This is a genomic window from Streptomyces sp. NPDC013317 (assembly GCF_055563155.1).
This window is the reverse complement of sequence record NZ_JBVHDX010000007.1, coordinates 172,737-194,693: the sequence shown is the minus strand read 5'-3', so window position 1 is coordinate 194,693 and position 21,957 is coordinate 172,737. Positions and strand designations below refer to the sequence as shown.

At 72.5% G+C, this 21,957-nt stretch carries 13 protein-coding genes; 9 read left to right on the top strand and 4 right to left on the bottom strand.

Annotated elements, in window-relative coordinates; translation table 11 throughout:
• The first annotated feature begins 182 nt into the window (after window positions 1-182).
• The 3 genes from ACZ3IJ_RS20190 to ACZ3IJ_RS20180 all read left to right on the top strand — a co-directional run bounded on the left by ACZ3IJ_RS20190 (window position 183) and on the right by ACZ3IJ_RS20180 (window position 11,247).
• Window positions 183-3,872, top strand: coding sequence for a LamG-like jellyroll fold domain-containing protein (locus ACZ3IJ_RS20190; RefSeq protein ID WP_467470274.1), 3,690 nt, complete (start codon window positions 183-185; stop codon window positions 3,870-3,872).
• Window positions 3,873-4,024: 152 nt separating this feature from the next.
• The gene (locus ACZ3IJ_RS20185; protein WP_467470002.1) at window positions 4,025-10,507 is read left to right on the top strand and encodes an RHS repeat domain-containing protein; all 6,483 of its coding nucleotides are present in this window, start codon (window positions 4,025-4,027) and stop codon (window positions 10,505-10,507) included.
• A gap of 35 nt (window positions 10,508-10,542) precedes the next feature.
• Entirely contained in the window at window positions 10,543-11,247 is a 705-nt protein-coding gene (locus ACZ3IJ_RS20180; RefSeq protein WP_467470000.1) for a hypothetical protein, read from the top strand.
• Window positions 11,248-11,434: 187 nt separating this feature from the next.
• On the opposite strand, the gene ACZ3IJ_RS20175 is transcribed toward ACZ3IJ_RS20180, so the two are convergent.
• Both ACZ3IJ_RS20175 and ACZ3IJ_RS20170 read right to left on the bottom strand, forming a co-directional pair.
• The gene (locus tag ACZ3IJ_RS20175; protein ID WP_467469999.1) at window positions 11,435-13,699 is read right to left on the bottom strand and encodes a heavy metal translocating P-type ATPase; all 2,265 of its coding nucleotides are present in this window, start codon (window positions 13,697-13,699) and stop codon (window positions 11,435-11,437) included.
• A 176-nt stretch (window positions 13,700-13,875) separates the two neighbouring features.
• Window positions 13,876-14,166: a cation transporter gene (locus ACZ3IJ_RS20170; RefSeq protein WP_467469997.1), complete on the bottom strand. Its 291-nt coding sequence runs from the start codon at window positions 14,164-14,166 to the stop codon at window positions 13,876-13,878.
• A 165-nt stretch (window positions 14,167-14,331) separates the two neighbouring features.
• Between ACZ3IJ_RS20170 and ACZ3IJ_RS20165 the strand changes: the two genes are divergently transcribed.
• Together ACZ3IJ_RS20165 and ACZ3IJ_RS20160 are read left to right on the top strand one after the other, a co-directional pair.
• Window positions 14,332-15,297 carry a hypothetical protein gene (locus ACZ3IJ_RS20165; protein WP_467469995.1) on the top strand — a complete coding sequence of 322 codons (966 nt, stop codon included), beginning with the start codon at window positions 14,332-14,334 and terminating at the stop codon, window positions 15,295-15,297.
• A 51-nt stretch (window positions 15,298-15,348) separates the two neighbouring features.
• A complete protein-coding gene (locus ACZ3IJ_RS20160; protein ID WP_467469993.1) occupies window positions 15,349-16,038 on the top strand; it encodes a copper homeostasis protein CutC in 690 nt (229 codons plus the stop codon).
• A gap of 527 nt (window positions 16,039-16,565) precedes the next feature.
• Here the strand turns inward: ACZ3IJ_RS20160 and ACZ3IJ_RS20155 are convergent.
• The gene (locus ACZ3IJ_RS20155) at window positions 16,566-17,303 is read right to left on the bottom strand and encodes an SDR family NAD(P)-dependent oxidoreductase (RefSeq protein WP_467469991.1); all 738 of its coding nucleotides are present in this window, start codon (window positions 17,301-17,303) and stop codon (window positions 16,566-16,568) included.
• Window positions 17,304-17,387: 84 nt separating this feature from the next.
• On the opposite strand from ACZ3IJ_RS20155, the gene ACZ3IJ_RS20150 reads away from it, so the two are divergent.
• Window positions 17,388-18,257: an aminoglycoside phosphotransferase family protein gene (locus tag ACZ3IJ_RS20150; protein WP_467469989.1), complete on the top strand. Its 870-nt coding sequence runs from the start codon at window positions 17,388-17,390 to the stop codon at window positions 18,255-18,257.
• A gap of 85 nt (window positions 18,258-18,342) precedes the next feature.
• Entirely contained in the window at window positions 18,343-19,071 is a 729-nt protein-coding gene (locus tag ACZ3IJ_RS20145) for an esterase/lipase family protein (protein WP_467469988.1), read from the top strand.
• Here ACZ3IJ_RS20145 and ACZ3IJ_RS20140 read toward each other — a convergent pair.
• Window positions 19,068-21,098 carry a HelD family protein gene (locus tag ACZ3IJ_RS20140; RefSeq protein ID WP_467469987.1) on the bottom strand — a complete coding sequence of 677 codons (2,031 nt, stop codon included), beginning with the start codon at window positions 21,096-21,098 and terminating at the stop codon, window positions 19,068-19,070. The two genes, ACZ3IJ_RS20145 and ACZ3IJ_RS20140, sit on opposite strands and share 4 nt — an antisense overlap.
• A gap of 235 nt (window positions 21,099-21,333) precedes the next feature.
• Between ACZ3IJ_RS20140 and ACZ3IJ_RS20135 the strand changes: the two genes are divergently transcribed.
• Window positions 21,334-21,513, top strand: coding sequence for a hypothetical protein (locus tag ACZ3IJ_RS20135; RefSeq protein ID WP_467469985.1), 180 nt, complete (start codon window positions 21,334-21,336; stop codon window positions 21,511-21,513).
• Window positions 21,514-21,560: 47 nt separating this feature from the next.
• Window positions 21,561-21,950, top strand: a complete 390-nt coding sequence (locus ACZ3IJ_RS20130; RefSeq protein ID WP_467469983.1) for a hypothetical protein — start codon at window positions 21,561-21,563, stop codon at window positions 21,948-21,950.
• Window positions 21,951-21,957 lie beyond the last annotated feature (7 nt).

Here is a 21,957-nt window from a genome sequence, read left to right as displayed (position 1 = left end):
TGGTTTGTCCCACGATCTTCGGCCAATCCTTGACGCTGCGTGAGCGCCCAGGGTTCAATCCGGCGACTCAGTGCGATCTCTGAGACGTGAACAGTGGGGGTAGGGACGTGGGGGCTGGCAGACATCCCGGTAGATCGCGGTACAGACGGGGGAGTTCGCGGACAGGTGGGGCCGCTGTGGCGCTGGCGACGGCGGCCTCCGTCCTCTTCGGAGTGATTCCGGCCGGCTCCGCGGTGGCGGCGGCGCAGGCCGAACCCGCCGGAGCGCCCGCGACGACCGCGACACCGGAGGCCGAACGGGCGCTGAAGGCGGCCAGGGCCACCGGACACCGGGTGGAGGTGACGAGCGAACGCTCGGAGCGGACCACTGTGTTCGCCAATCCGGACGGCTCCACGTTCACCCTGGAGGAGTCCGCTGTGCCCGTACGCGTGGCTGCCCCGGGCGGTGGCTGGCGTGCGCCGGACGCGACGCTGGTGCGGCGCTCCGACGGGTCGATCGGGCCCAAGGCCGCCGCGGCCGAGATGTCGTTCTCACGCGGCGGGAACGAGGACGCGCTGGTCTCGATCGCGGAGTCCGGGCGTTCGCTTGCCCTCGCATGGCCCGGCAGGCTGCCCGCCCCTCGACTCGACGGCGCGAGCGCGGTGTACCCGGACGTGCTGCCGGACGTGGACCTGAAGGTCACGGCGACGGCGGAGAGCTTCCAGCACGTGCTCGTCGTCAAGACGCCCGAGGCGGCGGCGGATCCGAAGCTCAGGACCCTGACGTTCGGCCTGAAGACGCGTGGTCTCTCCGTCCGCACGAGCGCGTCCGGCGCGCTGGCGGCGGTGGACGGCGACGGCCGTACGGTGTTCAGGGCGCCGCCGGCCCAGATGTGGGACTCGGCGGGCAGGGGCGCGGCCGGGCGGCCGGGCGCGACCGTGCGCCCCGTGACGAAGCCGGCGCTCGCGAACGGCCCGGCCGGGACCCTGGCGGCCGCCCCGTCGGCGTCCCCCGCACCCGTCACCTCCGCGGATGCCTCGGAGTCCGCACCCTCCGGCACCGGGCGCGCCCCCGGCCAGGGCGACAAGGTCAGGCGGATGGGCGTGAAGCTCGGCAAGGGCTCGCTCTCCGTCATGCCTGACGCCGCGATGCTGGCGAACACCCCCGACGCCGCCTTCCCGCTCTTCATCGATCCCACGGTGACATGGGGCGAGTCGGAGCGGACGCTGCTGCGCAGCGACGGCTACGAGTCGTACGGCTGGGGCAACGGCGACGACAACCGCGGCATGGGAGCGGGCAAGTGCGGCTCCTGGAACGGGTACTACTGCGGTCCCGGCTATGTGCAGCGGCTGTACTTCGAGTTCTCCCCGTCCTCCCTCGCCGGAAAGCACGTCCTGGACGCCACGTTCCGGGTGACCGAGCCGTGGGCGTTCCAGTGCGACCCGCGCACCGTGGACCTGGTCCGCACCGACAACATCTCCTCCTCCACCACCTGGACCACACGGCCCAAGGAACTGGACTGGATGGTCGACCGGGACGTCTCGGCAGGCCGTGGCTCGCTCTGCGACCCGGACTCGCCGGACGCTCCCATCGAGTTCAACGACAACCCGGCAGAGACGAACGAGAACCTCACCCCGACGGTGAAGTCGTTCGCGGCGGGCAAGTTCTCCCGCCTCACGCTGGAGATCCGCGCGAACGACGAGTCGGACACCTCCGCGTGGAAGCGGTTCAGGAACGACGCCGTCCTGTCCGTGAAGTTCGTGGCGCTGCCCGCACTGCCCACCGGCGTGGGTGTGGTCAGTGGCAACGGCACGGTCTGCGCGCCGAACGAGAACGACCCCGCCGTCATCAGCGACCCGACACCGGCCGTGAACGGCAGGCCGCAGACCGCGGCGGGCGGCGAGTCCGGTGCCAGCCTGCGGATCCGCTGGCGTACGCAGAAGTGGAACGGCACCTCCTGGGTGACCGCCCACACCGACGTCGACAGCCCCACCACCGGGTACACAGGTGACAACGTCAACCAGACGAAGAGCCTCCCCGCCCTGGCCGAGGGCGTGAAGCACCGGCTCCTCGCGTTGACGCTCTCGTACTACGAGGACGGCACGAACCGCCTCAACACCGGTTATACCGCGGCCTGTTACTTCACCGTCGACACGACGGCGCCGAAGGCGCCCAAGGTCACGATGGGGGCGCCGTACTCCGAGTGCCTTCCGAACGCGTGTACCGCCGCCGGTGGCCCGGGCGTGTCGTCCACGGTCACCTTCGCACCGGCCGTCGGGGACACCAACATCACCAATGTCCAGTACCGCTCCACCGAGCAGGCCGTCTGGATCAACACCTGCACCCCCGGGGTCGCCTGCGCCTTCAAGGCCACGGTCACACCGAACGGCTCCGGCACGCACCGGTTGTACGCGCGGGCCGTCGATTCACTCGGCCGCGCCGGTGCCCAGCAGGTCATCGACTACCTCGTCGCCTCCGGTGACGGTCCCGTCGGCCGGTGGAGCTTCGGCGAGGCCTCCGGTGCCGCCGTCGACACCGGTGCCGACGCCACCCGCCAGGACGCCGCCCTCGCCGGTTCGGCCGTCCGGGACGACCGGGGCCGGCGCGGGGAACTGACCACCGACGCCGCCGGGGCCCCGCTGCCGGGCGGCCCGGTCACCGACCGCGGTCTGCTCCTGAACGGCGGCGGTCACGCCGCCACCTCCGCCCCGGTCCTGGAGACCCGCTCCGGCTACTCGTTCTCCACCTGGGTCCGGCTGGACGGCAAGGACACCACCGGCGTCGTCCTCTCCCAGGACGGCGCCAACTACAGCCCGTTCGTGGTCACCTACGAGAAGCCGTACGACACCTGGTACTTCGGGGTGAAGGAGAAGGACGAGGCGACGGCCGACGCGTACTGGGGCCGCAAGGCGGTCACCCCCGCGCGGACCGGCGTGTGGACCCACCTCGCCGGCACGTACGACCCGGCGGCCAAGACGCTCCAGCTGTTCGTGAACGGCAAGCTGGAAGCCGTCAACACCAACGTGGTCAGCTCGTGGTCGGCGACCGGCCCGATGCAGTTCGGCCGCTACAAGTACAACGGCCAGTACGGTCTGCCGTTCAAGGGCAGCATCGACGAGGTCGCCGTCTGGCAGCGGGTCCTGACGGCACGGGAGATCGCCGACGAGGCGAAGCTGCCGACCTCGCAGACGTACGCGGGTGCCGAGCTCGTCGCCGACTGGAACGCGGCCGACGCCACCGGCTCCACCGTGCCCAACTCGGCCGTCGGCTACGGCCCCGCGCTGACCCTGTCCGGCGGCGCCGCCGTCGAGGGCGGCGAGATCGTCCTCGACGGCCTCGACGACGCGGCCACCGCCGCCGGCCCCGTCCTGGACGACACGGGGTCGTTCACGGCCACGACGACCGTACGGCTGGACAGCGCGCAGCTGCTGACCAAGCCCGTCGGCCACACCGGCCAGGTCTTCGGCCAGCGGTCCGCGAGCGGCTCGGCCTGGGGCTTCTGGTTCCAGCTGACCGGCAAGGAGACCGCCCTCGACCCGGAGACCATGGAGGAGGGGACCACACCGGTCGGCAAGTGGCACTTCGGGCGGCTCAACGCCGACGGCACGTTCTCCTCGGTCGTCTCCGACGAGGTCGCGGCCATGGACAGCCTGGTCCGGCTGACCGGCGTCTTCGACGCCCAGGACGGCGCCATCAGCCTCTACCTGGGCCACAACCGCAATGGCGAGGCCACGGCGTTCACCGCGCAGGTCGGCTCCGGTGACTTCGCTCTCGGCAAGGGCTTCACCTCCGGCGGGTGGGGCCACCACCTGCCCGCGCGGATCGCCGAAGTGCGGCTCTGGGCCGGGGCGATGGCCGGCGCGGACCAGATCGAGACCACCGTCGGCGACTGACCGACGGGTGAGGGCGGGGGGCTTCCGGCGAGGAAGCCTCCCGCCCCTGTCGTACCCACGCGCCGGACACACGGGCGCGTGGCCGTTCCACAACTCGTTTCCGATGTTTCTCTCTTACGTACTTTCGGGGTGGATCCAAGATGTTGACAGGCATGGGCAGATTCGACAGAGGGGACGGTGGCGGCGGTCGTCGCGCCCGGACCCTCGCGGCCGCGCTGGCACTGGCGCTGGCCGTACCGGTCGGCTGGACACCGGTCGCCCAGGCGGCGGGCCCCGGCGGCCTCGGCCGTCCCGACGTACCCGAGCAGCGGGTCAGCAAGGTCAGGGAGATCACGGGCGGCGGGGCGAAGAAGGCCCGCGACCTGGTCGCCAGGGAGCGGAAGGCCAACGACGGCCAGGCCGCCCAGGCCGCCCGGGAACAGCGGGCCGCCTGGCCCGCGCGCGGTTCGGCTGAGCTGCCGCTCACGGCGGGCAGGGCGGGGAGCGCAGAGCCCGGCGGGCTGCCGGTCACGCTGACCCCGAAGCCGGGCAAGGCCGGCTGGGCGCCCGGCGCCGACGCGCGCGTGACCGTCCTCGACCAGCAGGCGACCCGCAGGGCGGGGGTCACCGGAGTCCTGCTGACCGCCGAGGCCGACTCCGCCGGCACGGCGAAGGTCACCGTCGACTACGGCTCCTTCGCCTCCGCGGTCGGCGGCGGCTGGTCCGGGCGGCTGCGCCTGGTGACCCTGCCCGCATGTGCGCTGACCACGCCGACGAAGGCCGAGTGCCGGACGCAGACCCCGGTGACGTCGCACAACGACCGGTCCGCCCAGACCGTGTCGGCCGATCTCGCGCTCGCCGAGGCCGTCGGCGGACCGTCCACCCAGCTGCTGACCGCCCCGGCCGCCGCCTCCGGTGCGACCGTGTTCGCGCTCACGGCGGACGGTGTCGGCGGCGGCGAGGCCGCGAACGGCTCAGGTGACTTCGCGGCGACCCCGCTCGCCGCGTCGTCCTCCTGGGAGGCCGGCTCCGGCTCGGGCTCGTTCACCTGGAACTACGGCTTCACCCTGCCGCCGGCCGCGGCCGGTCCGACACCCTCCCTCGCGCTCTCCTACGACTCCGGTTCGGTCGACGGCCGCACCGCGACCTCGAACAACCAGGGCAGCGCCGTCGGTGAGGGCTTCTCGCTCGGCGAGTCCTACATCGAGCGTGGCTACGGCAGTTGTGACGACGACGGCCACGAGGACGTCTACGACCGCTGCTGGAAGTACGACAACGCCCGGCTCGTCCTCAACGGCAAGTCCGACCGGCTGGTCAAGGACAACACCAGCGGTGCATGGCACCTGGAGGGCGACGACGCCTCCACCGTGACCCGTCACACCGGCGCCGACAACGGCGACGACAACGGCGAGTACTGGACCGTCGTCACCGAGGGCACCACCTACACCTTCGGCAGGAACAAGCTCGACGGCGCCGCGACGGAGCGCACCAACAGCACCTGGACCGTCCCCGTCTTCGGTGACGACACGGGCGAGCCGGGCTACGACAAGGGCACCGCGTTCGCGGACCGGGCGCTGACCCAGGCCTGGCGCTGGAACGTGGACCTCGTCGAGGACCCCTCCGGGAACGCCTCCACGTACTGGTACACCGCCGAGTCGAACTACTACGAGAAGAACAAGGCCACCAAGGCCAGCACCTCGTACGTCCGGGGTGGCTACCTCACCGAGGTCAAGTACGGCCTGCGCAAGGGTGCCCTGTTCACCGACACCGCCGACGCCAAGGTGACCTTCGGCCACGCCGAGCGGTGCACGGTCGCCGACTGCGGCTCGCTGACCGACGCCACCTCCGACAACTGGCCGGACGTCCCCTTCGACGCGATCTGCTCCAAGGACGACACCGACTGCAAGTCAGGCGGCCCGTCGTTCTTCTCCCGCAAGCGCACCACGAGCGTCGACACCTTCTCGTGGAACGCCGCCACGAGCGCCTACGACCCGGTCGACTCCTGGGCCCTGAACCAGAAGTACCTGGACGGCGGCGACATCGGCGACAGCTCCGACCATGTGCTCTCGCTCCAGTCGATCGTGCGCACCGCCAAGGCGGGCACCGCGATCGAGCTGAGGCCGGTCTCCTTCACCTACCACATGCGGCCCAACCGGGTGGACGGCACGGACGACATCCTGCCGCTGTCCCGGCCCCGGATCTCCACCGTCACCTCCGAGACCGGTGCCATCACCACCGTGTCCCTGTCCGCGCCCGAGTGCGTGCGCGGCGAGGTGCTCGGAGCGGCCCCCGACACCAACACCCGCAGCTGCTACCCGCAGTTCTGGAACATCAACGGGGCCGAGGAGGCCTCGATCGACTGGTTCCACAAGTACCGGGTGTTGGCCGTCACCGTCTCCGACCCGGCCGGCCAGAACGACACCGTCGAGAACTCCTACGAGTACAGCGGTGCCGCCTGGCACCACAGCGACGAGCCCTTCACCCCGAAGGACGAGCGGACCTGGTCCGACTGGCGCGGCTACCGTCAGGTCACCGCGTACGGCGGCGCCCTGAACACCACCCGCTCCAAGAGCGTCTCGCTGTTCTTCCAGGGCATGGACGGCGACAAGAAGAAGGACGGCACCACCAAGTCCGTCAGCCTCGCCCCGCTCTCCGCGCCCGCGCTCGGCGTGGCGTCCGTCGCCGACACCGACGCCTTCCAGGGCAAGCTGCGGCAGAAGGTCACCTACGACGGCGCCACCGCCATCGGCGCCGAGGTCCACAAGCCGTGGCTGAAGGAGACCGCCCGCCAGGACGTCCCCGACGCGGCCGACCATGTCGCCCGCTTCGTGCGTGTCGGCGAGTCCACCAGTTACACCCTGCTCACCGCGTCGAACACCTGGCGCGCCCACACCACCGTCACCGACCACGACGCGTTCGGCATGCCGTACCAGGTCGAGGACCGGGGCGACGACGCCAAGAGCGGCGACGAGACCTGCGAGTACACCTGGTACGCCCGGGACACCGCCATCGGGCTCGTCTCGCTGGCCTCCCGTACCCGGACCGTCGGCCGGGCCTGCACGGTCGCGGACGCCGACCTCGACCTGCCCGCCGACGACACGCGCCGCGGTGACGTGCTCTCCGACACCGCCACCGCCTACGACGGTGCCGCCTGGTCGGCCACGATGAAGCCCACCAAGGGCCTGGCGACCTGGACCGGACGGGCCAAGAGCTACGGGACGGACAACCAGCCCGTCTGGCAGAAGCTCTCCACCACCGGCTACGACACCCTCGGCCGCCCGGTCAGCCTCGCGGACGCCCACGACAAGGCGACCACGACCGCCTACACCCCGGCCGACCAGGGCCCGCTGACGAAGACGATCACCACGGACCCCAAGGGGTTCAAGGCGACGACCTTCCTCGACGCGCGGCGCGGCCAGCCGGAGCGCAGCTACGACGCGAACCTGAAGAAGACCGAGACCGCGTACGACGCCCTCGGCCGGCTCACCGACGTCTGGCTCCCCGACCGCAACCGGGGCGGCGGCTACGCGCCCAGCCAGAAGTACACGTACAGCATGTCCGACACCAGGCAGTCGTGGGTCTCCACGGCGAAGCTGAAGAAGGACGGAACCACCTACAACACCTCGTACGCGATCTACGACGCGCTGCTGCGCCCGCTGCAGGTCCAGGCGCCGACCCCTGACGGGGGCCGGCTCCTGACCGACACCCGCTACGACTCGCGCGGCCTCGCCTACGAGTCGTACGAGGAGATCTTCGACACCACCTCCACTCCGAACGGCACCTACACGCGGGCCGAGTACGGCGAGGCGCCCAAGCAGACCGAGACCGTCTTCGACGGTGCCGGCCGGGCCACGACCAGCACCCTGCTCGTGTACGGCGTGAAGAAGTGGTCGACGTCCACCACGTACACCGGTGACTCGACCGCCACCACCGCCGCCGAGGGCGGCACGGCGACCCGGACGATCACCGACGCCCGCGGCCGCGCCGTGGAGACCCGCGAATACGCGGGGCCGCTGCCGACCGACACCCAGTACGGCGGCGCCCTCGGCGTCACCTACGCGTCCACCCGCTTCGGCTACACCCTGGACGGCAAGCAGACCGCGGTGACCGGCCCGGACGGCGCCCAGTGGACCTACACGCACGACGTGTTCGGGCGTGAGCGCGTGGTCGGCGACCCCGACAAGGGCTCCTCGACCACGTACTACGACGCGCTCGACCGGCCCACCAAGGTCACCGACCCCCGTGGCACGGTCGTCACCGGCTACGACGAGCTCGGCCGCGTCACCGGCACCTGGACGGGCTCGGTCACCGACGCCAACCAGCTCACCGGATACACCTACGACACCGTCCTCAAGGGCCAGCGGGCCGGTGCCACCCGCTACGTCGGCGGCAAGGCAGGCCAGGCGTACACGCGGTCGGTGACCGCCTACGACACCATGTCCCGGCCCACCGCCTCGACCCTGACGCTGCCCGCGACCGATCCGCTGGTGACCGCCGGGGTGCCCACGACCCTCTCGTACAGCAGCTACTACAACATCGACGGCTCGCTGCAGAACACCACCGAGCCCGCGCTCGGCGGACTGGCCTCGGAGACCGTCGCCTACGGGTACGACGACCTCGGTCTCGTCACCTCGATCGGCGGCTCCACCGGCTACCTCCTCGGCGTCGACTACTCGGCCCTCGGCCGGGCCCAGCAGCTGACCCTCGGCACGGCGAACACCGAGGCCGTGAAGAAGACCTATGTCACGAACACCTACGAGGAGGGCACCGGCCGGCTGACGCGTTCGCACGTCACCGACCAGACCCACCCGTGGATGCTGCAGGACCTCAACTACACCTTCGACCTGTCCGGCAACGTCCTGTCGATCACCGACCCGACGCTGCTCGGCGGCGCCGGCAAGGCCGAGACCCAGTGCTTCGGCTACGACGGCCACCGGCGGCTCACCGAGGCCTGGACCCCGTCCTCGCAGAAGTGCTCCGACCCGCGCAGCGCGACGTCCCTGTCCGGCCCCGCGCCGTACTGGGACTCGTACACGTACAACACCGCGGGCCAGCGCACCTCCGTCACCTCGCACAAGAGCACCGGCGACACGAAGACGACGTACTGCTGGACCGCCCGCAAGCACACACTGAACGGCACCAGCGCAAGCGGCAACTGCACCACGCCCGACCGCTCCTACGTCTACGACAACACCGGCAACACCACCAAGCGTCCCGGCGCCACCGGCGCCCAGGACCTCAAGTGGTCGGAGTCCGGTCAGCTCACGAAGCTGACCGAGGGCACCAAGGCCACGGACTACCTCTACGACGCCGACGGCACCCTGCTCGTCCGTGCCACCACCGGCGGCGAGCGGATCCTGTACGCCGGTGCCACCGAGGTGCATCTGCGGGCCAACGGCACCACCTGGGCCCAGCGCTCGTACTCCTCCGGCAGCATGAACGTCGCCGTCCGCACCAACCAGTCGGGTGCCCAGAAGGTGTCCTACCTGGCCGGTGACCACCACGGCACGCAGAGCCTGGCCGTCGGCTCGGACAGCACGCAGACGTTCACCAAGCGCTACACCGGTGTCTTCGGCGAGAACCGCGGAACCGTCACCGGCGCCGCCTGGCCGGACGACAAGGGCTTCCTCGGGAAGACCACCGACGCCACCACCGGTCTGACGCATGTGGGCGCCCGCCAGTACGACCCGTCCATCGGGCAGTTCATCAGCGCCGACCCCAAGCTGACCCTGGACCAGGCCCAGTCGCTCAACGGGTACGCCTACGCCAACAACAACCCGGTCACCCAGGCCGACCCGACGGGCGAGAAGGTGCCCGAGTGCGACAACCCGAGCAAGTACGGGATCACCTGCAAGGGCGGCATCCCGGTCTCCAGCGGTGGCGGCGCTCCCTGCCCCAGCCTGACCAACCCGCAGTGCCCTGAGTACCAGGGCGGCGGCGGCGGTGGCGGCGGTGGCGGCGGTGGTGGCGGCGGTGGCGGTGGCGGCGGCTGCGACGCCGCCTGCCAGCGCGCGCTGAACAACATCGCCAAGAAGTGGAAGGGTGGCCTCTACCACGCGCTGGGCGTCGACCTGAAGAAGTACGTCCAGGTCCTCACCCACGAGACCACCCCGTGCGTCGAGGGTGCCATGGTCTCCTCCGGGGTCGCGGCGGGCTGTGCCGACATCGCCGGCATCGGCTCCACCGACACCTGGAACGACCTGCTCAACGAGTGGATGAACGGCAAGGGAGGCAACCGGGCCTTCGGCGTCGGCAGCTTCATGACCCAGCAGCTCGCCGCCAACAAGCACAGCCTCAACATCGTCAACCAGCTCAAGAGCCAGATCGAGGCCGCCGACTACGACATCGACCCCGCCTCGATGGGCGGAAGATCCTCCTACAAGGACCCCAAGACCAACTTCTTCAACGACATCACCGGCATGCTGACCGACGGCGCGAAGGGGTCCGGGGTTCCGGAGGCCTTCATGGGCTCCTACGATCAGATCCACCAGGTCATCAACGTCAACAAGCGCGAACGGTCCTTCACGGTCGCGTTCGCCGCCTACAACGAGACCGGCACGGAGTCCCTGACGCACGTCATCCCGGACATCGGGCAGGGCAAGCAGATGGGCACCCTGCACCAGACCTACTACTGGACGATCACGGTCGGTCCGTGACCGGCCGCTGATCGAAGATGAGAGAGGGGACGGAAGTGGCAGTGCCTGTGCTGGACCGTCTGCCCGTACGGGCCCGAGGCTCGGTGCACCGGGCTTTCCGCGTGCTCGCGCTGCTGCTTCTGCTCGCCGCGGCTGTCGACCTGCTGTCGAACCTAGTCCCGCGCCAGGCTTCGATGCGGGAGCTGCTCGACGACGTGCGCGCCGGCCGAACCTCGGTGGTTCATGTCTTCTACACCGCACCCGACGCGGTCGGCGTGCGGTGGACCACCGGGTTCGCCGGCGACAGGGAGCTCACCCACCGCTTCGCGACCCTTCCGGGAGGCGAGGGCGGTGAGGCCGAGTTCGAGGAGCTCGTGCGGGACGAGCTCGGCACCACGCCGGTCGTGTTCGACCGGAAGGATCCGCTGGAGAGGCTGGGCGGGCTCGCCTCCCTGGTCCCGGTGCTGTACTGGCGGTTCATCTCCACCACCTGGCTCGCCTGGGCCGTCCTCGCGGCAGGGGTGGCCGTGCTGGCCGACATCGTCGTGCGGGCACGGCTGCGGGCCCCGAGCGCCGGATACTGGCTGACCGCGTGCCTGGTGTTCGGGGCCGGATTCCCCGCCTACCTGTGGTCGGAGCCGGCGGCGCTGTGGCGCCCGGCGGCGGACGGCCGCATCACCGGCGGGGGAGTCGTGGGCCGCACGGCCCTGTGGGCCGCGGGCTTCGCGGCGCTCGCCGTGGCGGTGGTCGCGACGCGCTGATCACAGCGCACCGCAGCGCGACGGCGCCGTGGTCGGGGGAGGCTCAGCCTTCCTCGGCCACGGCGCTCGCGTATGTGGGGCGGAGGCCCTTGAAGGCGACCCGGTGGGGCCGTCCGCCGTCCGCCGCCCGCCCGGACCTGGCCCTCGATGTGCCGCGGGCGCCTGGGGCCAGGGCGCTCGTGTCAGGTCACGCGTCGGCCGCCCGGAAGCCGCGCAGGCGCAGGCTGTTGCCGACGACGAAGACCGAGGAGAAGGCCATCGCGGCGCCGGCGATCATCGGGTTGAGCAGTCCGGCCGCGGCGAGCGGCAGGGCGGCCACGTTGTAGGCGAAGGCCCAGAAGAGGTTCGTGCGGATCGTGCCGAGGGTGCGGCGCGAGAGCCGGATCGCGTCGGCGGCGGCCCGCAGGTCTCCCCGTACGAGGGTGAGGTCGCCGGCCTCGATGGCGGCGTCCGTGCCGGTGCCCATCGCCAGACCCAGGTCGGCCTGGGCGAGCGCGGCGGCGTCGTTCACGCCGTCGCCGACCATGGCGACCGAACGGCCCTGCGCCTGGAGGCGCTTGACGACGTCGACCTTGTCCTGGGGCATGACCTCGGCGATGACCTCGTCGATGCCGACCTCGGCGGCGACGGTCTCGGCGACGGCCCTGTTGTCTCCGGTCAGCAGGATCGGCGTCAGACCGAGCGCGCGCAGCCGCCGGACCGCCTCGGGGCTGGTCTCCTTGACGGCGTCGGCGACCTCCAGGACCGCGCGGGCCGCCCCGTCCCAGGCGACCGCGATGGCGGTCCGGCCGGCCTTCTCGGCGTCGTCCTTCGCGGACTTGAGCCCCTCGGGCAGCTCCATCGCCCACTCCTCGAGCAGCTTCTCGCGGCCGACGAGGACGGCGTGGCCGTCGACGACGCCCTGGACGCCAAGGCCGGGGACGTTGGCGAAGTCCTCCGGGGTGGGGAGCGTGCCGACCCGGGCGACGGCGCCGGTGGCGACGGCCTGGGCGACGGGGTGCTCCGAGGCGTGCTCCAGGGCGCCCGCGAGGCGCAGCACGTCGGTCTCGTCGACGCCGTCGGCGGTGTGGACCGCGAGGAGGGCCATCCGGCCGGTGGTCACGGTGCCGGTCTTGTCCAGGACGATCGTGTCGACCTTGCGGGTCGTCTCCAGGACCTCGGGGCCCTTGATCAGGATGCCGAGCTGGGCGCCGCGGCCGGTGCCGACCATGAGGGCGGTCGGGGTCGCGAGGCCGAGGGCGCAGGGGCAGGCGATGATCAGTACGGCGACGGCGGCGGTGAACGCGGCCGTGAGGCCGGATCCCGTACCGAGCCAGAAGCCGAGCGTGCCGAGCGCGAGCGCGATCACGATCGGTACGAAGACGGCGGAGATCCGGTCGGCGAGCCGCTGGGCGGCCGCTTTGCCGTTCTGCGCGTCCTCGACCAGCTTGGCCATGCGGGCGAGCTGGGTGTCGGCGCCGACGCGGGTGGCCTCGACGACGAGCCGGCCGCCCGCGTTCAGGGTGGCGCCGGTGACGGAGTCGCCGACGGAGACCTCGACCGGCACGGACTCGCCGGTGAGCATCGAGGCGTCCACGGCGGAGGAGCCCTCGACGACGGTGCCGTCGGTGGCGATCTTCTCGCCGGGGCGGACCAGGAACCGTGTCCCGACCTGGAGTTCGGCGGTCGGCACGGTGACCTCGCGGCCGTCCTTCAGGACGGTGACCTCCTTGGCACCCAGCTGCATCAGCGCCTTCAGCGCGGCGCCCGCCTTGCGCTTGGAACGGGCCTCGAAGTACCGCCCGGCCAGGATGAAGGCGGTGACGCCGGCGGCGGCCTCCAGGTAGATGTTCCCGGCGCCGTCGGTGCGGGCGATGGTGAACTCGAAGGGGTGGGTCATCCCCGGCGTACCGGCGGTCCCGAAGAACAGCGCCCACAGGGACCAGAGGAACGCGGCGATCGTGCCGACCGAGATCAGGGTGTCCATGGTGGCGGCGCCGTGCCGGGCGTTGGTCCAGGCGGCCTTGTGGAACGGCCAGGCGGCGTAGACGACGACAGGGGCGGCGAGGGTGAGGCTGAGCCACTGCCAGTACTCGATCTGGAGCGCCGGGACCATTGCCATCGCGATGACGGGGACGGCGAGGGCGACGGCGGTGATCAGCCGTTGCCTGAGGGGCCGTAGCTCCTCGTCGGCCTTCTCCTCGTCGCCCGGCCCGTCCTCGCCGCCGGACCCGGCGCGCGGGGGAGCGGGTTCCTCGGCGGTGTAGCCGGTGGCCTCCACGGTGGCGATCAGGTCCTGGACGGAGACGTCCGCGTCGAAGGTGACCTTCGCCTTCTCGGTGGCGTAGTTGACGGTGGCCTCGACCCCGTCCATGCGGTTGAGCTTCTTCTCGATACGGGCCGCGCACGAGGCGCAGGTCATGCCGCCGATGGCGAGCTCGACCTGGGCGGCGCCCGGAATGCTCGTAGTCACTGCCTGCTCCTCTTTTTTTGGGGCTCGGTTCGCCTCCGGACGCCCCTTTGCCTCACTCGCCCGCGTGGTCGCGCCCTCGAAATCTCTGGCGGGGGCCGGGGTCCGCCGGGGGACGGGCCCCGGCGGTCGGGTCGGGCGGTCGGGTCGGGCGGTCGGGTCGGGCTGGGGGCGGACGGTCAGGCGCGGCCGGTGAGCTCGTAGCCGGCGTCGTCGACGGCGGCGGAGACCGCGGCGTCGTCCGGGGCGCCCCCGGTGGTCACGGTCACCAGGCCGCCGGCGAGGTCGACGTCCACGGAGACGACGCCGTCGAGCGCGGAGACGGAGGTGGTGATCGCGGCCTTGCAGTGCCCGCAGCTCATGCCCGACACGGCGTAGACGGTGGCGGTGGTGTCGGCGACGGCGGTGCCGGTCGCCGCCTCGCCGGAGCCGGTCGAGCAGCTGCCGTCAGGAGTACAGCAGGAACCCATGTCGTCCTCCTCGCTGGGGTGAATACCCTCGGGGGGTATCTGTTCGTCGATTCCATGTATACCCCCCTCGGGTACACGGCGCAAGCGTTCACCCCGCTTGACTTCATACCCCCTAGGGGTATCGTGAGATGCATCGAACGCCGACTCACGTACGGGAGAGCCGCCATGAACACCGGAGTGAAGATCACCGCCTTCGCCGCCGCCCTCGCCGCGACCTTCGGCACCGCGTACGGGGTCGGCCAGGGGGTCGGCCCCGTGGACGAACCGGCGAAGGCCGCCCACGGGGAGCACGCGGCCGGGACGGCCGAGCCCGAGGAGGAGGCGGCCGGGCGCAACGGCCACAAGGAAGGGGCCGCGAAGGCGCCCGTCGCCGGGGGCCTCCAGATCTCCGAGGGCGGCTACACGCTCGCCATGGAGACTCCGAAGCCGGCCGCGGGCAAGAGCGTGCTGAAGTTCTCGATCAAGGACGCGGCGGGCGGGAAGGTCACCGCGTACAGCACCGAGCATGGCAAGGAAATGCACGTCGTCGTGGCCTCGCGGGACCTCACCGTCTACCGCCACCTCCACCCCGTGCGCGCGGCCGACGGCACCTGGTCGACCCCCGTCGACCTCCCGGCCGCGGGGGGCTACAAGGCCTTCGCCGACTTCAAGCCCGCCGCGAAGAACGCCACGGGCGTGACGTTGGGGGTGGACCTGTCCGTACCCGGCGCCTACGCCCCCCGGCCGCTCCCGGCCGCCGCGCGGACCGCGACCGTCGACGGCTACGAGGTCACGCTGGGCGGCGCGCTCGTCCCGGGCAGGGCGGGCGAGCTGAAGCTCACGGTCAGCAAGGACGGCAGGCCGGTCACCGATCTGGAGCCCTATCTCGGGGCGTACGGTCATCTCGTCGCGCTGCGCGACGGTGACATGGCCTATCTGCACGTCCACCCCAACGAAGGCGGTCCCGGCCCGGACGTCTCCTTCACGGCGACGGCGCCGAGCGCCGGCTCGTACCGGCTGTTCCTGGACTTCCTGCACGACGGCAGGGTGCGGACGGCGGCGTTCACGGTCCATGCGGGGCACGCGGGGCAGACGACGACGGACGGTGCGGATGAGGCACCGCACGATGCGGGGGGCCACCCGCACGGCTAGGGTGGTCATTGGACTAGACCTGTAGCCGTCATTCATGGAGGAATGGGCTCGATGAGCAACCGTGCAGTCCTTGAGGTGATCGCCCTCGACGAGCAGGACGCCGTCGCCGCCCAGGCCGGCGGGGCGGACCGCCTCGAGCTGGTCACCGACATGGCGGCCGACGGGCTGACCCCGTCACGGACCGGCTTCGCCGCGATCCGGTCCGCCGTGGACATTCCGCTGCGCGTGATGCTCAGGCTGACCGACGGCTTCGCGGCGGGTGACATCGACGCCCTGGTGGCCCGCGCCGGCGAGCTCCGGGAGGCGGGCGCGGAGGAGTTCGTACTCGGCTTCCTGACGGCCGACGGCGACGCGGACCTGGTGGCGGTGGAGCGGCTGATCGCCGTGCTGGACGGCTGCCGGTGGACGTTCCACCGGGCGATCGACCGCGCGGCCGACCGCGACGCGTTGCGCAAGCAGCTCGCGGACCTGCCCGGCCTGGACACCTACCTGACGGCGGGCGCGGCGACGGGCGTCGACGACGGCCTCGCGGTCCTCGGGGCGGAGGCCGCGCGATCGGGTGAGCCGGGCTACGAGCCGCAGATCCTGGTGGGCGGCGGGCTGCGCCTCGACCACCTCCCGGAACTCCGCGCGGCGGGCCTCGACGCCTTCCACATCGGCGGCGCGGCCCGCCCGAACGGCTGGAAGGCCCCGGTCTCCCCGGAGGCGGTCAGGGTCTGGCGCGAGGCCCTGGACGCGTAACCGCGCCGCGACCCGGGCCCGGGCGCGCGTGCGCCCCCGCCTCCGCCGGGGTCCTCGCGTCCACCCGGCCCGCCCCGCGCCAGCCGGGGCCGCCCCGCGTCCACCCGGGGCCGCCCCGCGCCAGCCGGGGCCCCGCGCCAGCCGGGGCCGCCTCGCGCCAGCCGGGGCCGCCCCGCGCCCGCCCGGGGCCCCGCGCCAGCCGGGGCCGCCTCGCGTCCAGCCGGGGCCCCGCGCCAGCCGGGGCCGCCCCGCGCCAGCCGGGGCCGCCCCGCGCCCGCCCGGGGCCCCGCGCCAGCCGGGGCCGCCTCGCGCCAGCCGGGGCCGCCCCGCGCCAGCCGGGGCCGCCCCGCGCCCGCCCGGGGCCCCGCGCCAGCCGGGGCCGCCTCGCGTCCAGCCGGGGCCGCCTCGCGTCCAGCCGGGGCCCCGCGTGCGCCGGGGTCCTCGCGTCCACCCGGCCCGCCCCGCGCCAGCCGGGCCCGCCTCGCGTCCACCCGGCCCGCCTCGCGTTCGCCCGGGGTGCGTTCCCCTCAGCGGCCGCCCGAGACTCTCAGGATCGTGCCCGTCGTGTACGAGGCGTCCGGGGACAGGAGCCAGGCCACCGCCGCCGCGATCTCCTCGGGGCGGCCCGGGCGGCGAAGCGGGATCGTGGGGGCCGCCTTCGCCGGGCGGTCCGGGTCGCCCATCGCCGCGTGCATGTCCGTCTCGACGACACCCGGCGCCACCGCGTTGACCCGGATGCCTTCCGGCCCCAGCTCCTTGGCGAGGCCCACGGTCAGCGCGTCCGTCGCCGCCTTCGTCGCCGCGTAGTGGACGTACTCGTCCGGGCTGCCGAGCGTCGCCGCGGCGGACGAGAGGTTCACGATCGCCCCGCCGCCCCGGGCCGCCATGTCGCGGGCGGCGCGCCGGCAGCAGAGCAGGTAGCCGAGGAGGTTGACCTCCACCACCCGGCGCAGGTTCTCCGTCGACGCGTCCGCGAGCCGCCCCAGCGGGCCCGTCACGCCCGCGTTGTTCACCAGGCCGTCCACTGGCCCCAGTTCGGCCTCGGCCGTGTCGAACAGCCGCTCCACGTCGGCCTCGACCGACGTGTCCGCCCGGACCACGACGCACCGCGCGCCCGCGGCCCGGACCGCCGCGGCCGTCTCCTCGGCGGCGCCCACGTCACGGACGTACCCGAGCACCAGATCGTGCCCCTCTGCCGCCAGACGTACACAGGTCGCCGCGCCGATCCCACGGCTCCCACCGGTGACGACGGTCGTACGGGACATGCTGGTCCACCCTTCTCGCGGTCGCGCCGCCCCCCACCGTAATTCGATGGTCCGTGCCCGGGCCCGCTGGCTACCCTCCCCGCCATGGCCGACCTCGTACGCGCTCTCGTCGCCGCCCAGTTCCCGCAGTGGGCCGGGCTGCCCGTCACGCCCGTGGCGTCGGCCGGCACGGACAACGACATGTACCGCCTCGGCGACGCGCTGGCGGTCCGGTTGCCCAAGACCGCCGAGACCGCGGGCAGCGTGGTCAAGGAGCAGCGCTGGCTGCCGCACCTCGCCCCGCACCTCCCGCTGCCCGTGCCCGTTCCCGTGGGCGTGGGCCGGCCCGGAGAGGGCTTCGGCCTGCCCTGGTCGGTGTACGACTGGCTCGACGGCGCCAACGCGTTCGACGCGCCGATCGCCGATCCGGCACACGCCGCAGTGGAGTTGGGCCGCTTCGGCGTCGCGCTGCGGGGCGTGGACGCCACCGGTGGTCCGGAGTCCTTCCGGCGCGGCCACGTCACCGACTGGACCGGCGACCACATCGACCGCGCGATCCGTGAGCTCGGAGCCGACGGCACGGTCGATGGCGCCGCCGCCGAGGCGGCCTGGGAGGCGGTGCTGCGCCTTCCGCAGTGGGACCGCGAACCCGTCTGGATCCACGGCGACCTGCTGCCCGGCAATGTGCTGACCCGCGAGGGGCGGCTCAGCGCCGTCATCGACTTCGGCGGGGTCGGCTTGGGCGACCCCGCCTGCGACATGATGGCGGGCTGGACGCTCCTCACCGCCGAGACCCGGCCGCTCTTCCGTGAGGCAGCCCGGGTCGACGACGCCACGTGGGCCCGCGGCCGGGGCTGGGCGCTGGGCTGGGGCCTGGTCACGGAGCACTACTACCGGGGCAGGAACGAGGTCCTCGCCGCCGTCGCCCACCGCGCGTGGACCGAGGCGCTCCCCGAGTTCGCGTCCGGCGCGTGAGGTTCGCGCACAGGGCTGTTCATCCCGACCCGCAAGCCTCACCATGCACCTGACTACTCGTGCGTAACACCGCGTAGGGGGAAGCGTGTTGAGACTCCGTGTCAGGTTCGTCCCGCTGCTCGCGATCGTCGCGTCCCTGCTCGTCCCGACCACGGCCACGGCGGCCACCGCGCCGACCGCCGCCGCGCCGACCGCCGCCGCGGCCACCGCGCCGCACGCCCGCGTCCCCGTCGTCCTCGTCCACGGATTCAACGCGGACCCCGGCGTCTGGGGCGGGCTGCGCGAGGACCTCAAGGCCGACGGGTACACCGACGCCGAGCTGTTCTCCTTCGGCTACGACACCCACCGGTCCGTCAACGAGGTCCTCGCCGGTGAACTCGCCGCGTACGTCGCGGACGTCAAGCGGCGGACCGGCGCGAGCCGGGTGGACCTCGTCGCCCACTCCTTCGGCAGCCTCCTCACCCGCTGGTACGTGAAGTTCGACGCCGCCGGCCAGTCCTCCGTGGCCCACTGGGTCTCGCTCGCCGGCCCCAACCACGGCACGAGCACCGCGTGGGCCTGCGCCCTGTGGGACCAGGCCTGCCGCGACATGACCCCGGGCTCCTACGTCCAGAACAAGCTTGCCGAGGGCGACGAGACACCCGGCTCCGTGCGGTACGCCACCTGGTGGTCGAACTGCGACGAGGTGATCAACCCCGACACCAGCGTGCCGCTGACCGGCGCCGCCAACAACGCCGCGGGCTGCCTGGACCACAACGCGCTGCTCGGCGACGACGGGGTCTCCCAAGGCGTCCGCGCCTTCCTCGCCTCCTAGGAGGCGACCAACTGCGCGGGCAGCGGCGAGGAGTGGACGACCGTCAGCCCCGAGACCGCACGCGTCAGCGCCACGTACAGCCGCCGGAGCCCGGTCCGCTCGTCCGGTTCGCCGTCCACGACGGCGGCCGGATCGTCGAGGACCACGTAGTCGTACTCCAGGCCCTTCGCGAGCGAGGCCGGGACGAGCGTCAGCCGGGACTCCGCCGTCGTCTCCTCACCGGGGGAGAGGCAGGCGAGCCCGGCCGCCGCCAGCGCCTCGGCGAGCGGTTCGATCCGGGCGTCGGCGGCGATCAGGCCGATGGAGCCCTCGTGCTCCAGGGACTCCACGCAGGCCGCCACGACGCCCGCGTCCAGCTCCGCGGGTTCGCGGTGGCGGATCGACAGCGAGCCCGGGTTCTCCCGGACCGACTCGACGGCCGCGAGCCCCGGTGACATGTGCGGCAGCAGCAGGGAGGCGTACGCGATGACCTCGCGCGGCACGCGGAAGCCGGCGGTCAGCTCCTCGACCACGGCATCCGGCTTGCCCAGGTGGGCAAGCGCCTGCGCCCAGCTCTCGGTCGCCCACGGCGTGGTGCCCTGCGCCAGGTCGCCCAGGATCGTCGCCGAACCGGTCGTGCAGCGGCGGCCGACGGCCCGGTACTGCATCGGCGAGAGGTCCTGCGCCTCGTCGAGGACGACGTGGCCGAGCGAGTGCGTGCGCTCCACCAGGTCCTTGGCCTCGTCGATCAGGACCGCGTCCGCCGCCGACCACTTCGCCGACTTCACCGAACGGGCAGGCTTCGCCCACAGCAGCAGCTTCTGCTCGTCCTCGGTCAGGATCCCGGCCGCGTGCTCGGCGAGGAACCCGGCGTCGCTCAGCAGGCGCAGCACCAGCCTGGCCGGGTCGACCGGCGGCCAGAGCGTCTTCACGGCCGCCTTCACCGCCGTGTTCCGCGCCACCGCGTCCTGCACCCGGTCGTCGGGGGCCTCGCCCGCCTGCTCCATGCGCACCAGGACCGCGTGCGCGATGCGCTGCGGAAGCGCGTCCCGGGCGGCGCCGTAACGGATGTCCCGGTCCAGCAGCTCGCGGACCGTCTCCTCCAGCTCGTACGCGGGGACACGCCAGCGGCGCGAGCCGCGCACCACCATCAGCGGTTCGGCCGGCAGCGTGACGTGCGAGCGGACCGCCCGGCGCAGCACCTCCGCCATCCTCGCGTCGCCCTTGACGGTCGCCGTCGCCGCCTCGTCCGCGCCGCGTACCTCGACGTGCGCGACGAGGTCGTCGACGGTGGCCTGCTGGACCTCCAGCTCGCCCAGGGCGGGCAGGACCTGCTCGATGTAGTGGAGGAAGGAGCGGTTCGGCCCGATGACCAGCGTGCCGGTGCGGGCGAGCCGCTCCCGGTGCGCGTAGAGGAGGTACGCGACCCGGTGCAGGCCCACGGCCGTCTTTCCGGTGCCGGGGCCGCCCTGGACGCAGACGGTGCCGCCGAGACCGGACCGGACGATCTCGTCCTGCTCGGGCTGGATGGTGGCGACGATGTCCCGCATCGGACCCACGCGGGGGCGCTCGATCTCGGCCTGGAGCAGCCGGCTCGTCCGCTCCTGCTCGGCAGGGTCGGAGAGGTGCTCGTCCTCGTACGCGGTGAGCTCGCCGCCCGTGTAGCCGAACCGGCGCCGCAGCCCCACGTCCTGCGGGTCCTTCTTCGACGCGCGGTAGAACGGCTGGGAGACCGGCGCGCGCCAGTCGATGACCATCGGGTCCCCGTCGGCGTCGTGGACGTGCCGACGGCCGATGTAGAAGCGCTGGCCCTCCTGCGTGGTGTGCAGGTAGTCGAGCCGGCCGAAGAAGAGCGGGGTGTGGGAGAGGTCGGCGAGGGCCTTGATGCGCTCCTCGATCTGGCGACCGAGGACGAGCGAGTTGACCCAGTTCGCGGTGACGTCCTTGATGTCGAGCGCCTCGACGTCCTCACGCATCGCCCGCAGCGCGGCGCGCGAGTCGGCGAGATGGGCGCGTTCGCGCGCGAGCGGATCGACGGACGTGGACATGCGGGAGCCTCCGGGCCGGTGTGCGTACGGGTCAGGGCGGCCGCCGGTTTCCGACCGGACGACGGCGCTCCACGGAGGGAGGCGGGGAAGTCGGAGATTGTAGCTTCGGGCCTCAGGAGGAGGCGAATGGTTTTCGTGAGGGACGGCCCGTAGGGGGTGGGGTCCCCCCTGAGGTGGACGAGGGTTCCACCCCCAGCCTGATGTGTTCGGAATGTCCGGATTCCATGATGGAGGCATGACCTCAGCGACCTTCACCACGCACCGTTCGATCCCCCGCCCGCACCGCCTCGGCCTCGTGCTCCGTGCGATAGGCGCCTACGGCGCCGCCGCCGTGAGCGTGGTCCTCCTCGGCGAGTACGCCGAGGAGGCGGGTGTGCGCAACCCGCGCCCCAGGTACGTGGGCGGCCCGGACTGAGTACGACCGCCCATGCCCCGGGCGTCCCGGGCTGATGTGATCGGGGCATGGACACGACCACGGCCCCCGCGACGACCGAATCCGCCTCGACGACCGAATCCTCGACGACCGATCCCGCTCCTGCGACGGCCGATCACGCCCCCGTGACGCCCGAATCCACCACCGCGCTGCGTCTGGTCGCCCTCGGCGGCCTCCTGGTGCTCTTCCTCTCGCTGATCGCCACCGTGGTCGTCGTGCTGGAGGACACCATCGGCGACGACGGAACGATGGGCGCCGCGGCCGTCGCCGGCTTCTGGACGCTGGGCCTCGGCACCCTGGCCGGCCTCGTCGCCGCCGTGGCGCCCCGCGCGGTCCTCCCCCGGGGCGCGCGCAAGCGGGTGATCGGAGTCCAGTACGCGCTGGCGGCGATCGCCCCGGTGATCGCGCTGATGGACTGACCGCCCG

Excerpts from the sequence above, each read along its gene's own strand:
- ACZ3IJ_RS20185 (WP_467470002.1), top strand. The coding sequence starts at position 4,025 with ATGGGCAGATTCGACAGAGGGGACGGTGGCGGCGGTCGTCGCGCCCGG.
- ACZ3IJ_RS20170 (WP_467469997.1), bottom strand. The coding sequence starts at position 14,166 with ATGGGTTCCTGCTGTACTCCTGACGGCAGCTGCTCGACCGGCTCCGGC.
- ACZ3IJ_RS20165 (WP_467469995.1), top strand. The coding sequence starts at position 14,332 with ATGAACACCGGAGTGAAGATCACCGCCTTCGCCGCCGCCCTCGCCGCG.
- ACZ3IJ_RS20160 (WP_467469993.1), top strand. The coding sequence starts at position 15,349 with ATGAGCAACCGTGCAGTCCTTGAGGTGATCGCCCTCGACGAGCAGGAC.
- ACZ3IJ_RS20155 (WP_467469991.1), bottom strand. The coding sequence starts at position 17,303 with ATGTCCCGTACGACCGTCGTCACCGGTGGGAGCCGTGGGATCGGCGCG.
- ACZ3IJ_RS20150 (WP_467469989.1), top strand. The coding sequence starts at position 17,388 with ATGGCCGACCTCGTACGCGCTCTCGTCGCCGCCCAGTTCCCGCAGTGG.
- ACZ3IJ_RS20140 (WP_467469987.1), bottom strand. The coding sequence starts at position 21,098 with ATGTCCACGTCCGTCGATCCGCTCGCGCGCGAACGCGCCCATCTCGCC.
- ACZ3IJ_RS20135 (WP_467469985.1), top strand. The coding sequence starts at position 21,334 with ATGACCTCAGCGACCTTCACCACGCACCGTTCGATCCCCCGCCCGCAC.
- ACZ3IJ_RS20130 (WP_467469983.1), top strand. The coding sequence starts at position 21,561 with ATGGACACGACCACGGCCCCCGCGACGACCGAATCCGCCTCGACGACC.